This is a genomic window from Rhodococcus sp. P3_B8 (assembly GCF_056402775.1).
Genome location: NZ_JBFUGT010000188.1, coordinates 1 through 12,427 on the forward strand (window position 1 = coordinate 1; position 12,427 = coordinate 12,427).

The window sequence follows — 12,427 nt, forward strand, 5'->3', positions numbered from 1 at the left end:
CGGTAATCAAAAAGCTCACCCGAACCGCCAATTCACGTGCCCAACCCATCACCGATCTCGGCAGGCCGACACGATTCCTCCCGGAGTTCCAAACTCATTCCGCATCGAGTTTCAGGCAGAACCAGCTCGAATCAATTTGGCGGTCCACAATATTGGTGTGCCATACCGACGATGTGCGACTTCGAGATTTCCGCTTCAGAACCGACTGTAGCCGGTGGTGGACCGAGTCACTCTGATCCGAGTGATGTCGAGCCGTCTCGTTCAGAAAGATATGCGTATCTGTGTGATTCTCGGGAACGGGCTGAAAGGATAGCCATCCAATTTGCGTGCCCCGAGAAATCGAAAATCAGTGAGCGGGGAACGCTCCCCTTGCGAGTCAGATTCGCGGTGGCCATTCAGCCGTTCGGGAAGTCGGCCAACTCCTGATACTTCTCGAAGGCCGCTTCCTGGTAGCCGTTGTTGTACAAGATCTGCGACATCTGCTCGAAGAGCATGCCCGCCCGCTCGACGGCGTGAAAGACCTCCTCACCGAGCACCATGGCATCCCCCACGCCGCGGACACCCACGAAGACGTCCCAGAGTTGCTGGCCAAGATGTTGTCGTGAGCTGGGATGTTCTTGGCGCAAGCGGACTGCATTCTCCGATGCGAGTGTGGGGTCGAGGATCTGCCACCGACCTGTCCCGGCGAGAACGGGTGCGATCACTCGGTCGAGTGCGGACACATAGTCGGCGGCCTCACCCTGCGTGGCATAAATCTGGAATCCGAATTCGAGAACGTCGGCTTCGTCGAAGGGATCCGGCGGGTCCGGAGGTGTGTCCCATACCGTGCCTGCGTAGACGTCGGTGCCTCCAACCGGCCCGAGATCCGAAGCAGTTGTCTCGACCAAGCACAGCATGGGGTGCCCATAGAGAGCCGCCAGGCGTGCCTGCCGTGCGAAGATCTCCAGGACCTTCCGGCCGGTGCGATGGCCGATCTGCAGCAGCACGTCGAAGTCCGCGATCGCGAGGACGGTGCCCGCCGTCGCAGGGTCGCTGCCGTAGCCGAAGGTCGCGACATCGCTGAGGACGTCGCCGAACGCATCGAGGTTCTTTCCGTAGTAGTCCGGGAACGACATCGATGCCGCGAACGCGGTGTGCATGTCCTCAACGCAGGCCCATTCCTGAGCGTCGAACTCATGCACCAGGTAGCCGAGGCCTGCGAGTCGCTTGCACGCGCTATCGAGTTGGAACCGAGCGGCGTACCGGAACACGAACCCTGTCTGCAGGAGCGTCCAGCCGAACCGTTGCCGCTGGTCATCGAAAAGTTCCCGCTCAGTCGGATCGAACACCACCGTGCGCACCATCTATCGAGCGTATGCGCATCCGACCGCAACCGATCGATTCAGTGACCGGTCGGTGATCGTCCACCGGTGCGGCCGGTCCAGCGGAATCATTTCTCATGGCGAAGTTTCCACCCGCTGAGGGAAACCAGTCCAGCTACTCCAGTCCCTATCGCAGCACCCACGATCGGTAGTAGCCACCAGATCATATCGGCTGCCCGGAACTGGACGGCGGAGATCTCAGTCAGACTCTCGGGAAGTAAGCTCGCCGGAAACCCAAAGGGCAGGGCAAGTATCGCGACGGCAGCAAGCAAGCCGAGCGCCAATCCGAAAACAGTAAACAACACCATGAGGGCGCCAGCACCCGTGTCCTTGTCACGAGAGGTGTTCCATCCCAACCACGCGAGAACAGCTCCGACCAATGCCCCCAGTACGGCGCCGACAACACAGAAGAAGCCGCCCACAGTAGCGAGGGACGGTATCCAGGGATCCTGTAGACGCGCGGTGGAATAGATCGCGATCCCTGCCTCGAACGTACTGAAACGCGGCGAATTCATCCACCTCCACGCGACGGTAGACATAAGCCCCGCTAGTACACCGAACCCGCTGGTGAGCACGATCACTGACCAGCGCGACCGGAGATTGTGCGACTTGATTGTTGCCATCTCCGAAAGTTTGTCAGACCCGCTGCAGGACCTCTGGCCTTCGCACTGTAATGCTGACGCGGCTCAGCCGACGATCCGACGATCATCGGCGTCCGGTAGCGGAGTGCTGAGCGGCTTGGATCGGCCGAATGGTGAGTGCCCAGCCCATCCCACAAGCGGATCGTCATCCGGTGCCGATAGCCGTTCCCTGGCCACGAGCGGCTCCTGATCGAAACTTCCGGCCATCTTTTATCCAGCGTCTGGAAATTCATCGATCAGGTCCATCTCCTGTTGACGGTGGTCCCCCCGACAGTTCGTGGATCACTGTCAGTGGTTTCGCAGCCAGCGGTGCGCGGACCGTTGCAGCTTTGTTCCGGATCTAGAGCGTGTCTGAAAAAATGTGTCGCGCCGGGGAGTCTCCAGCACGGCCTTTACACCGTCGCGGCAGAACCACGCCCTGACGTCGCTGGACGCGGGAGAGTTCGCTGGAACGTCGCGGTGATTGATCCAAGGACCGCCAAGGGAACAGCGAACAGAAGCAATCCCCAGTAGGAGGTAGACGCCCAATTCTCCAGCCCGGCGATTGACAAACCCACGAGTGCCGCGACGGCCAACCAGGAAACCCACTTTCGCATTGCCAATGCCGCCACCACAGGCGGTGCCGCGAGCAACAGTGCCAGACCGACCAGCGGCCATACCCCCAGCACGTGGACGATACGGTCATCGCACCGAAAATAGGATTGGCTCTCGCCAATCTTCGAGCACGACAACGACACCTCAGCAATTGACCACGACGTCCCGACATCCGCGGTGAACGCCAACGCGGCCAGAGCCAAGGCCCACCACACTGCTCTCGACACGGCTGCAGCCTAACCCGTCGGATGTCCACCGACCGGGCTCGCAACGGCAATCGACTCTCGGTGCGAGCCCACTCAGCGCACCTGGTGGACGCGCGGAACCGCCTCGAACAGCTCCCTGTGACGAGGTAGTCGTCCGTGCCTGGGCGGTGTCGTTCCGTAACCGATCCCTCAACGGTTCTGCAGGTGAGGATCGTCAAGCGAGGCTCGGGTGGGCACACGGGATCCTGCGGTCGTCCCCCATGACGACGACAACGGAAGGCTTCTCGCGCCATGGTGACCGCAGCACGGCAAGGATGAATCCGTCATCGGCGACATCCGCAACATATTCATCGAGGGAACTTTCGCGATACTCCGCGCCCCACTGGCCACGAAGCCGCTGATGGTGATCCATGAACTGTCGGGAGGACCACCGTCAGCAGAGGGTGGCCCAGTTCGAGAAATTTCCAGGCGTTGGAAGAAAGATGGCCGGAAATCTCGATCAGGGGCTGCTCGCGGCAACTCGCCAACAGATAGGCCCGTGCGGTGGCTAGCGGATTCCGCGTGACCAGGCTGGCAGGACGAGGTCGTCGAGGATTTCGGTGAGAGCTTTTTCGGTGATGGGTTCGAGGGGACGGGCAGGGAGTCGGACCGCCGAGGATGCGATTATGCCGCGCCGTAACAGCACCTCTTTGTGCACTGCCCAGGCCATCCCGGGTCGGACACCGAGGTGAATGAGGGGGAGCAGGCGGGTGAATGCTGTGCGGGCTTCGTCGCGGCGACCTGCGCCGAGGTCGTCAAGGATGGGGCGGAGCAGGTCGGAGAATTCGCACGCGGGCATCGTGCCGACTGCGCCGTTGTCGTACTCCTCGATCAGCGATTGCGCGTTGAGTCCGCCCAGGATGGTCAGATCGGTGTGTTCGCGGATTGCGGCGATCTTCAGCGGTGTCGGCGGTGTTTCGACCTTGATGGAGGTGATGCCGTCGACCCCGGCGAGCTCGCTCACCGCACCGACCTCGATGGTGACTCCGGTGACCCCGGCCGCGTCTTGGATCATCACCGGGATTCCCGCTCCGGCGGCGACCTCGGAGAAGAACTCGATGACCTGCGCAGGGCTGGGTTTGGTGGGGCACGGTGGCAAGACCATCACCTGATCGGCGCCGCCGTCGGCGGCGGCCTGTGCTTGTTCGAGCGCGGTGACGGTACTTCCACCGTTGACGCCGGCGATGATCGGGATGTTCGGGCCGATGAGGTCGCGGACCTCGCGCAGAATGATGGCGCGTTCCGCCGTGGTCAGTGCGAAACCCTCGCTGGCCATGCCGAATACGGCGACGCCGTCGACGCCGCTGGCGAGTTGGAATTCGACCAGCGAACGCAGGGACGGCACGTCCAATTCACCGGTGGCGGTGAACGGGGTGGCCAGGATGGGAATCAGACCGGTCGGGGTGGGCATGGTCAGTTCTCCTTCGCGAGGGTGGCGATGTGGTCGGCGTCGATGTCGATACCCAGTCCGGGGCCGGTGGGCACTTCGAATCCGGTGGGTCCGGCGACCAATGGGGTGCGCAGGATGCTTTGTGCTACCGGGATGGTGTCGGGCTGGTACTCGAAGAAGGGGGTGTCCTGGCTGACAGCGGAAACGTGGATACCCGCGGCCAGGGAAATCCCGAGTCCGACGGAGTGATGAAACGCGACGGGGACGTGGGCTGCCGAGGCGAGTTCGGTGATGGCCATGGCCTCGGTGATACCGGTGCGGGCCACGTCGGGTTGCGCGAGGCGCAGCGCCCGCCGTTCGAGCCAGTCCGCGAATTCGTACCGAGTCCGCAGCGCCTCACCGACGGCGACCGGGGTGGTGATCCTGGTTGCGAGTTCGCGATGCCCGGCGACATCCTCGGGCGCCAGGGGTGCTTCGAAGAACAGGGCGTGGCGACGGTCGAGTTCTCGGCCGAGTTCGACGGCCTCACCGATCCGGTATGCCCAGTGGGCGTCCACCGCGATCGCCAGCGAGGGGGCTGCGTCCGCGACCGCGTCGTAGGTCGCCAGGTCGGTGGCGATTCCCTTGCCCAGGGCCAGTTTGACGGTCGTGGCTCCTTGGGTGACCCAGTCCGCAGCGAGTGCGGCGCGCTCCTCATCGGTGGAACGCGCCAGCCCCGAGATATAGGCGGGGACCGTGGTGCGGGTGGCCCCGCCCAGCAGCTGCGCGACGGAGAGGCCGGTGAGTTTGCCCTGCAGGTCCCACAGGGCGATGTCGACCGCGGCCAGGGCGTCGGCTTGGTGCCCGACGAGGTGCCCGCGCTCACGCATCAGATCGCGTAGCCCGAACCACAGGGGCCGGACACCGGTCATCTCCCGCCCACGGAGCCAGCCGGCGAGCATGGTGTCGACCACCGCGGCCGATACCTCCGGGCCGACCGGGGCGAGTGTTTCACCCCAGCCGGTGGTGCCGTCCTCGGCGGTGATCCGGACCAGCATGGTCTCGTACCGGCCGGAATACAGACTGCGCCAGGGCTCCCGGACGACATATCCGCGGGTTTCGGTCAGTTCGCTGCCGTCCTCCATGCGGCCGAGGTAGGCCTGTTGGCCGGAGAGTTTCAGAACATAGGTGGTGACGTCGGTGATGCGCATCGAGAAGGGTTTCCTTCACTATCGGGTTCACGTGGAACGAATTTTGCATGGGCCTTGCAAAATGTGCAAGCGCTGCGCATAATTCACTCATGGCTTCCGAAACTGGCGGTAATCAGAGTGTCGAGCGGGCCGCGGCCGTGCTCAATGCGTTCAGCCTGGGTCGGCCCACGCTTCGGGTCTCCGATGTGGCCGCCCAGGTCGGTCTGGGTGTCTCGACGACGTCCCGGCTGCTGGCCACACTGGAATCGGCCGGACTGGTCCGGCGCGATCCGATCAGTCAGCTCTACGAACTGGGCTCGGCGGTTCTCACCCTGGCGGGTGTCGCACTCAATAACGATCCGATTTATCGGCAGGCGCGTCCGGCTGCCCAGCAACTGGCGTGGGAACTCGGTCTGGGCGTCAATGTGTCGGTGCGACGAGGAGCGGAACTGTTTTACCTGCTCAACGTCGAGGGCCAGTTGGCGCAGAAGTCGTACTCCTTGATGGGGCAGCGCAACCCGCTGCACGCGACCGCGATGGGCAAGAGCCTGCTGCTAGGTACCACCGCCGGGGAACGAGCTGAGCTACTCGGCCCGGATCCGCTGGAATCGTTCACCACCCGCACGATCACCACACACGAGGCACTCGAGGCGGAGTTGTCCGCGGTGGCCGAACGGGGATACTCCACCGAGGTCGAGGAACTCGCCCTGGGCCGGGCCTGCATTGCCGCGCCGATAAAAGATCACACCGGCGAGGTCATCGCGGCGATCTCGCTATCCGGTGCGCTGTCCACGATTGCCCTCGACGAACGCGAAGCCAAACTGGGCCGAATGATCGTCGAGGCCGCCGATGCGGTCGGTGTCGGACTGGGGTATTTGGGACCGGTACACACTCCCTCACGAGTGGTGTCCTGACCTCAGTCGGGCGGACCGAGAAAGCCTCATCACCCGACCGGGCACCGGCCGGAACTCATCGGCGCCCGTCGGGCCTGAAAACGCGGCGACAACACCGTTACGCCGTATCGAGCTGTGCCGGACTCTTGTTGCGCGCCATACCTTCTCCCTTGTTGGAGAGTGCATCGACCAAACGGCGAACCCCGACGAGATCGCCATGCGACAACTGGGCCGATGGACATCCTCGCCCCGCCGCTTCGCTCCCACACCACTAATCCTCGACAGACAATGAGGTCGCAATGTCAGAACAAGCCACGGTCACCAATACGGATGATTCCACTACCACTTCGGCCCGGACAAAGGACTCTTCCCCGCGGAAGGTGCTGATCGGTGCCGGCGTCGGCCACTTCGTCGAGTGGTTCGACATGGGCATCTACGGCACCCTCTCGACGATCATCGCAGCGAACTTCTTCGCCGCCGGTGATCCCACCGCCGCGCTGCTGGCGACCTTCGCGGTATTCGCGTCCGGGTTCGTCGTCCGCCCGCTCGGCGCACTGTTCTTCGGGCCGCTCGCCGACCGCATCGGCCGACAACGGGTCCTGGCGATGATCGTCATCATCACCTCACTGGCCACCTTCTCCATGGGCCTGATCCCCGCCTACGCGTCGATCGGGATGTTCGCGCCCCTGCTGCTCGTCGTCGCCCGCCTGGTCCAGGGCTTCGCGGCCGGCGGTGAGACGTCGAGCGCGGTCACCTTGCTGTTCGAATACGCCCCCAAGAACCGGCGCGGCTACTACACCAGCTTCTCGAGCACCTTCAGTTTCGCCGCGTTCGTGTTCGGCTCCGGACTCGTTCTGACCTTGACCGCGATACTCGGCGACGATGCGATGACCTCGTGGGGCTGGCGGCTGCCGTTTCTGATCGCACTGCCGCTCGGTGTGATCGGCATGTACCTGCGTCTGAGGCTCGAAGACACTCCGGAGTTCCGCAGGTTGGAAAAGGCCGGAAAGATCGCCGAGAACCCGATGCGAGACAGTTTCCGCACCGGCGGCAAGGCGATGCTCGCCCTGGCCGGACTGGTGGTGATCAAGGGCGTCGGGCACTGGATTCTGCAGACCTTCATGCCCAGCTACCTGCAGACCAGCATGCACTTCTCGAAAGTGCAGTCCTTCGCGGTGACCACCGTCTGCCTGTCAGTGATCGCCGTCGGCGTACTGGGGATGGGCGCCCTGTCCGACCGGGTCGGACGCAAGCCGCTACTGGTCGGCAGCACCGTCGGATTCATCGTCCTGACCTGGCCCGCGCTGTGGCTGATGTCGTTGGGCAGCTTCGCCTGGGCGATGGTCGCGATGGTCGGCCTCGGTCTGCTGCTCGCCGCCTACGACGGCGCGATCGCCGCCACCATGGCCGAACTCTTCCCGCCGCAGATCCGATCGGGGGGAATCGCCATCCCCTACAACATCATCGTCTCCCTCTTCGGTGGCACCGCCCCCTACGTGGCGACCTGGCTCATCGCGGCCACCGGCAACAGACTGTCTCCAGCGTTCTACGTCATGTTCGCCGCCACGATCACCCTCGTCACCGTGCTCCGGTACGTCAGCGAAACCGTCGGCCCCCGCGCCACCGTGACGATCGAGCGGTGAAACCCATCCACCTCTCTCGGCTCCACCAGGAAGACACGATGACAACAGAGACCACCTCGACCGTTCCCGCCCACACCACCCCCGGTCAACCCGAAACACGGCAGGAATCAGGCAGTCTCACTGCCGCCGCCACATCACCCTCGGACGCCCGGAGGTGATCCGGACTGCCCGAGCCGCAGGAATCGGGTCCCCGCCCGGCGCCGACACACCCACCGAGATCGTCTCGGCGTGGCGCCACGGCCCCGGCCTCGGCCTCGGCAAACTCGCCGATATCGCCGCCCCACTGCCCCACATCCCGCTCGTGCCCACCGGCGGGGTCCGCGCCGAGGATATCGCGGCGTACCACGACGCCGGCGCCCTCGCGGTCGGGATGAGCCGGTGACCGACCGCGCGCCCCGACCGGACTGATACTCACATAACACCGCGCCGCCGGCGTCCGCCGAGTCCACCACTACCGGAGGGCATCCGCCGAATCCCGCCTATGTCCGGACGACCTTCCCGCCACACTGCTCGACAACTGCCGCATACTGCACCCTCACCGGGATCACACCCGCACTCTCCCAGCGCAGCCGGCGCCATCCGCACTGCCATCAGCACCGTCCGCGACGCCGGCGGCACCGTCACCTTCGATGCCAATTACCGGGCCCGGCTCTGGCCCGGCCGACCAGGCCACCGAAGTCCTCCGGGAACTCACCGCCGCGTCGGCCGACATCGTCTTCGCCGGCGAAGACAAAGCACGAATGATCACCGGCGCCACCATCAAGGCCGAGGATCTGGCGGGCGCGCTGTGTGACTACGGCCCCACCACCGCGGTAGTCACCGCGGATCGGTCGGCGCCGGAGACTCATTCGCCGCCGACTACCTCGCAGCCCTACTCGATGGCCACGACGAACACACACCCAGGACGACGGCCGCCACGGTAGCGGCCACGTCGGTTGCAACTCAGGGCGACTGGGAAGGGCTTCCGGGGCGCAGTGCGCTCGGATCGATCACGGCCGCGGCCGGAACGGTCACCCGCTGACCCCAGGATGCAGGGACAACCAAATCGGCGCCCCTGAGCCAGGTTCCTGGGTTCCACATACACATTCCATGTCATCAACATCGAGATCAAGAGAGACAGCACAACCGATGAAACTGATAGGCGTCCAGAATCCGCGGACCCGAACCACGACAGTCGGCCGGGTCGAAAACGATCGGGTGATCGAGATCGCCGATACAGCGTCGTTCTGGGCCGACCCCCTCGAGGCGTTGAGGAGAGCCGATTCAGCGAACGGAATGGGTGTATCGCGCTCCGAGGTCATCGAGGTCCCATTGGTGCCCGATACCGCCCGGGTACTGTGCGTCGGCGGAAACTACGCACCCACGGACGAAACCAATTACACCGCACCGCAATACCCCACCATCTTCGGCCGATGGACCACATCACTGAGCGTCACCGGGGTGCCGGTCACGATTCCAACCAACGAACCCGGACTCGACTGGGAAGTCGAAGTCGCCGCCTACGTCGGCACCCGACTCGACGACGCCGACCCCGATACCGCCCGCCGAGCGGTACTCGGCTACTCCACCTTCAACGACCTCACCGCGCGCACCGCCCAGAAGATCACCAGCCAATGGACCCTCGGAAAGAACGTCGACAACAGCGGCCCGATCGGACCACTGGTCACCGCGGACGAGGTAGGAGATCTCCGAGACGGACTACGAGTCCAGACGCGGGTCAACGGCACCACCGTTCAGGACGCCAACACCACATCTCTGATCTTCGACGTCGGGGAACTGCTGTCCTTCATCAGCAAAACGTTGACACTCAACCCCGGTGACGTCCTCGTCACCGGAACACCAGCCGGCGTCGGATACGTCCGCCAACCGCCCTGGCTACTCATCGACGGCGATGAGGTCGAAGTCGAGGTCGAGCGGCTCGGAACCCTCCGTACCCCGATCCGAAAAGCCTGCTAACCCGAACTGCACAATCTTCCTACCGCACCCTCGAGCGACGAGATCCCGTGCGTCCGCAGCGGCGCCGAGGTGTTCGTGAACGATGCCGCCACCAACCCGGTCAGCACACGCTTTCCGGTCAAGGGCCCCTCGGCGGCGCGGCCGTCACCGGCGACGGAAACACCCAGTACGTCATCGACTCCAAGGGCGGCGGGGTCGCAGTCTTCGACACCGCCACCAACACCGAGATCGCCAATCTTCTCATCGGCGCGATCACCGGCGGCGTCACCGTCTCCCCCGTCGGCACCCAGGCCTACGTCACCAGCTCCGACAACACCGTCACCACCATCACCCGCGGCGGCACGACCGAAGCGTGCACCGAATCGCTGTGCCTGCCGATACCCGGTCGCTGACCCGAACCACACTAAAGTGAGGGCGGAACCCGAAAGGCTCCGCCCTCACTCATTCAAGTCAGTCGCACCCGGTCATCGTGACTCTCCAAGGCCCGTGGCCATTGTGGAGCACTGATCAAAGCCTGTAGATGGTCTGGTGCGCGAAGTGACGGGTGCACCCCTCCAAGGAAGTCGGCCGGCCGGTGAACCACCCATCCCCCCGCCCCCTCCCTGCAGGCGCCCGCTACGAAACGGCATCAAGAGCAGGGCCACGCGGCCCGACCACGCTGACGCTGTACGCCCACCCGGGCTTTCCAGCCACGAGGCCGACTCCCTAGCATCTGTCTTTTGCACATCGAGTGGCGCTGGATCACCGGCGAAAGTCCTGCAGGCACGCTCGCCGTGCGGACAAGCGCGGTCCGTCGGATGACGATCCCGCCACGGTTCTCCAGACGAGTCGGACTCAGCTGAGAACGCGGGCCTGCCGTGCCGCACGCAACCAGTCCGGGTACTCACTCAGCAGCAACTCGTACAGGGCCGCGTCGCTGAGCGTGTCGACGTTCTCGGCCGCGAAGAACACGGCGTTGTCGACCAGTCGGCCGGTCAGTTTGTCGAGCTTTTCGAGGACACCAAAGCTGGACTTACCGATGCCGATGAACTGCCAGAACGCCGGCAACGCCGACGCCGTCCGCATCAGTGTCGTGATCTGCGCCCTCACGTGGAATCCGCCGTCGGTGAAGAACAACACCAAAGTCGGGACCGCGGCGGTCTTGTCGAGGGTGCCGATGATCTCTTCCATGATCGGGATCTCGTTGTTGGCGCCGCCGATCACATCGAAATCGCTGCCACCGTGCCGACCGTGCAGATGGACATACGTGTTCCCGACTGCAGAAGAACTTTCGCGACCGCACGTTTCTAAAGGTTCAGCTTCTCCCGCTCTGCCAGCGAAAGCGTACCCTCACCGGGAACCGTCCGCACACTGTCGCCGTCTACGGTCGCCGAGGCGGAAGCCGACTGGGCGGTGCGGGTGCCTGTGCGAGTCTTTGTGTCTGCGCGGGTGTGGGTGTCTGCGCGGGGTTTCATCAACGCTCACACCGTGCGCGGTGACCAGGGCGCCGAGTCCCCCGCTCCAGCCGGCCGACCGGTTACGCACCTTCCAGGACCCGTTGCGCCCGATACACCTCCAGCAGCACCGCCGACCGCTCGGTGGTCAGGCCCTCCGCCGGGATCTCGAACGAGGTACCGCCCGTCTGGGTTACCGTCACGGCCAGCCCCGGCACCTGGGCAAGGCTGCCGGGCACATTCTCATCCAGCGCCACGGCCGGCGAGGGTGTCGATCGCCGCGGGGACAGTGGCAAGGTTCAGCGTCACCCGGCCGCCGGCGAGAGTAACCGCAATCTCAGGAGAGGTGGGGTTGTTGAAGAACACCAGATCGGCGTCCGTCCGCACCTTCAAATCGGCACCGAGCTGGAAGACGAACAGATCGACCGTTCCCTGCCGGGCGCTGGTCACCTCCACCGTCGTGGTTGCCGTGTCGATCGGGCTGTTCGCTCCGCGAGTCAGAGAGGTCATGGTGTGTGCCGGCCCCCCGAGGTGGGGCCGAGTTCTTTCCTTCGTCAACTGGTGTGGCGCAGAGACACCGCACTCGCCTCGATGGCCGTGATCGCACAGGCTGCGCCCGCGAGCGTGAGTTGCGCAGAAACCAGCGACGACAGGCCCCGGGAGGTGGATGCTTGCCTGGTAGCGGGCACATCTGAGAACCGCTCCGCACCCAGGCAGCTCACATGCGGGGCTGCCGCACTCGAAGGGAGTCACACCATGTTGGATTCATTTTGGGAACTGATCTGGTACACGCTGATGGTGTTCGCGTTCGTCGCCTACCTGATGATCCTGTTTCACGTCCTCGGTGATCTGTTCCGAGACCGCGGCATGTCCGGTCTCAGCAAGACTCTGTGGATCATCTTCCTGATCGTGCTGCCGTACCTCAGTGTGTTCGTCTACCTCATCGCCCGGGGCCCCGGCATGGCGGAACGGCAACTCGACGCGCAGAGCGCGGCGAAGCAGGCGACCGACCACTACATCAGGGAGGTAGCCGGGAAGTCGGCTGCCGAACAGATCGCCGACGCAAAAGCACTTCTCGACGCGGGCACCATCAACCAAGCCG

General features: G+C 64.3%; 14 protein-coding genes. 7 read left to right on the top strand and 7 right to left on the bottom strand.

Translation table 11 applies throughout. From position 1 onward, the window contains the following. Window positions 1-395 precede the first annotated feature (395 nt). From AC1D1G_RS32225 to AC1D1G_RS32240, 4 genes are all read right to left on the bottom strand, one after another. On the bottom strand, window positions 396-1,328 hold the full coding sequence (locus AC1D1G_RS32225; protein ID WP_477955244.1) for a barstar family protein: 933 nt from the start codon (window positions 1,326-1,328) through the stop codon (window positions 396-398). A 101-nt stretch (window positions 1,329-1,429) separates the two neighbouring features. Then, the gene (locus AC1D1G_RS32230; RefSeq protein WP_477955246.1) at window positions 1,430-1,876 is read right to left on the bottom strand and encodes a hypothetical protein; all 447 of its coding nucleotides are present in this window, start codon (window positions 1,874-1,876) and stop codon (window positions 1,430-1,432) included. A gap of 1,473 nt (window positions 1,877-3,349) precedes the next feature. Beyond that, entirely contained in the window at window positions 3,350-4,252 is a 903-nt protein-coding gene (locus AC1D1G_RS32235; RefSeq protein ID WP_477955247.1) for a dihydrodipicolinate synthase family protein, read from the bottom strand. A 2-nt stretch (window positions 4,253-4,254) separates the two neighbouring features. Next, window positions 4,255-5,421 (bottom strand): mandelate racemase/muconate lactonizing enzyme family protein, encoded by a 1,167-nt coding sequence (locus AC1D1G_RS32240; protein ID WP_477955248.1) that lies wholly within the window; start codon window positions 5,419-5,421, stop codon window positions 4,255-4,257. Between the two features lie 89 nt (window positions 5,422-5,510). On the opposite strand from AC1D1G_RS32240, the gene AC1D1G_RS32245 reads away from it, so the two are divergent. From AC1D1G_RS32245 to AC1D1G_RS32270, 6 genes are all read left to right on the top strand, one after another. Beyond that, entirely contained in the window at window positions 5,511-6,314 is an 804-nt protein-coding gene (locus AC1D1G_RS32245; RefSeq protein ID WP_477955249.1) for an IclR family transcriptional regulator, read from the top strand. Window positions 6,315-6,592: 278 nt separating this feature from the next. Beyond that, entirely contained in the window at window positions 6,593-7,936 is a 1,344-nt protein-coding gene (locus tag AC1D1G_RS32250; RefSeq protein WP_477955250.1) for an MFS transporter, read from the top strand. Between the two features lie 154 nt (window positions 7,937-8,090). Then, complete coding sequence (locus tag AC1D1G_RS32255) at window positions 8,091-8,318, top strand: hypothetical protein (RefSeq protein ID WP_477955251.1); 228 nt, start codon at window positions 8,091-8,093, stop codon at window positions 8,316-8,318. 247 nt (window positions 8,319-8,565) lie between these two features. Further along, complete coding sequence (locus AC1D1G_RS32260; RefSeq protein ID WP_477955252.1) at window positions 8,566-8,859, top strand: hypothetical protein; 294 nt, start codon at window positions 8,566-8,568, stop codon at window positions 8,857-8,859. A gap of 205 nt (window positions 8,860-9,064) precedes the next feature. After that, on the top strand, window positions 9,065-9,892 hold the full coding sequence (locus tag AC1D1G_RS32265; protein ID WP_477955253.1) for a fumarylacetoacetate hydrolase family protein: 828 nt from the start codon (window positions 9,065-9,067) through the stop codon (window positions 9,890-9,892). 47 nt (window positions 9,893-9,939) lie between these two features. Further along, on the top strand, window positions 9,940-10,284 hold the full coding sequence (locus tag AC1D1G_RS32270) for a YncE family protein (protein ID WP_477955255.1): 345 nt from the start codon (window positions 9,940-9,942) through the stop codon (window positions 10,282-10,284). 442 nt (window positions 10,285-10,726) lie between these two features. Here AC1D1G_RS32270 and AC1D1G_RS32275 read toward each other — a convergent pair whose 3' ends face one another. The 3 genes from AC1D1G_RS32275 to AC1D1G_RS32285 form a co-directional block, all read right to left on the bottom strand. After that, the gene (locus AC1D1G_RS32275) at window positions 10,727-11,095 is read right to left on the bottom strand and encodes a VWA domain-containing protein (RefSeq protein ID WP_477955256.1); all 369 of its coding nucleotides are present in this window, start codon (window positions 11,093-11,095) and stop codon (window positions 10,727-10,729) included. Window positions 11,096-11,408: 313 nt separating this feature from the next. Beyond that, complete coding sequence (locus AC1D1G_RS32280; protein WP_477955258.1) at window positions 11,409-11,582, bottom strand: hypothetical protein; 174 nt, start codon at window positions 11,580-11,582, stop codon at window positions 11,409-11,411. After that, a complete protein-coding gene (locus AC1D1G_RS32285; RefSeq protein ID WP_477955260.1) occupies window positions 11,569-11,835 on the bottom strand; it encodes a TerD family protein in 267 nt (88 codons plus the stop codon). Before AC1D1G_RS32285 ends, AC1D1G_RS32280 begins: the two co-directional genes overlap by 14 nt. A 246-nt stretch (window positions 11,836-12,081) precedes the next feature. Here AC1D1G_RS32285 and AC1D1G_RS32290 point away from each other — a divergent pair. Continuing rightward, window positions 12,082-12,427: PLDc N-terminal domain-containing protein (locus AC1D1G_RS32290; RefSeq protein ID WP_477955262.1), on the top strand; the 346-nt coding region annotated here is incomplete at its 3' end.

Excerpts from the sequence above, each read along its gene's own strand:
- AC1D1G_RS32260 (WP_477955252.1), top strand. The coding sequence starts at position 8,566 with ATGCCAATTACCGGGCCCGGCTCTGGCCCGGCCGACCAGGCCACCGAA.
- AC1D1G_RS32250 (WP_477955250.1), top strand. The coding sequence starts at position 6,593 with ATGTCAGAACAAGCCACGGTCACCAATACGGATGATTCCACTACCACT.
- AC1D1G_RS32240 (WP_477955248.1), bottom strand. The coding sequence starts at position 5,421 with ATGCGCATCACCGACGTCACCACCTATGTTCTGAAACTCTCCGGCCAA.
- AC1D1G_RS32285 (WP_477955260.1), bottom strand. The coding sequence starts at position 11,835 with ATGACCTCTCTGACTCGCGGAGCGAACAGCCCGATCGACACGGCAACC.
- AC1D1G_RS32265 (WP_477955253.1), top strand. The coding sequence starts at position 9,065 with ATGAAACTGATAGGCGTCCAGAATCCGCGGACCCGAACCACGACAGTC.
- AC1D1G_RS32230 (WP_477955246.1), bottom strand. The coding sequence starts at position 1,876 with ATGAATTCGCCGCGTTTCAGTACGTTCGAGGCAGGGATCGCGATCTAT.
- AC1D1G_RS32245 (WP_477955249.1), top strand. The coding sequence starts at position 5,511 with ATGGCTTCCGAAACTGGCGGTAATCAGAGTGTCGAGCGGGCCGCGGCC.
- AC1D1G_RS32235 (WP_477955247.1), bottom strand. The coding sequence starts at position 4,252 with ATGCCCACCCCGACCGGTCTGATTCCCATCCTGGCCACCCCGTTCACC.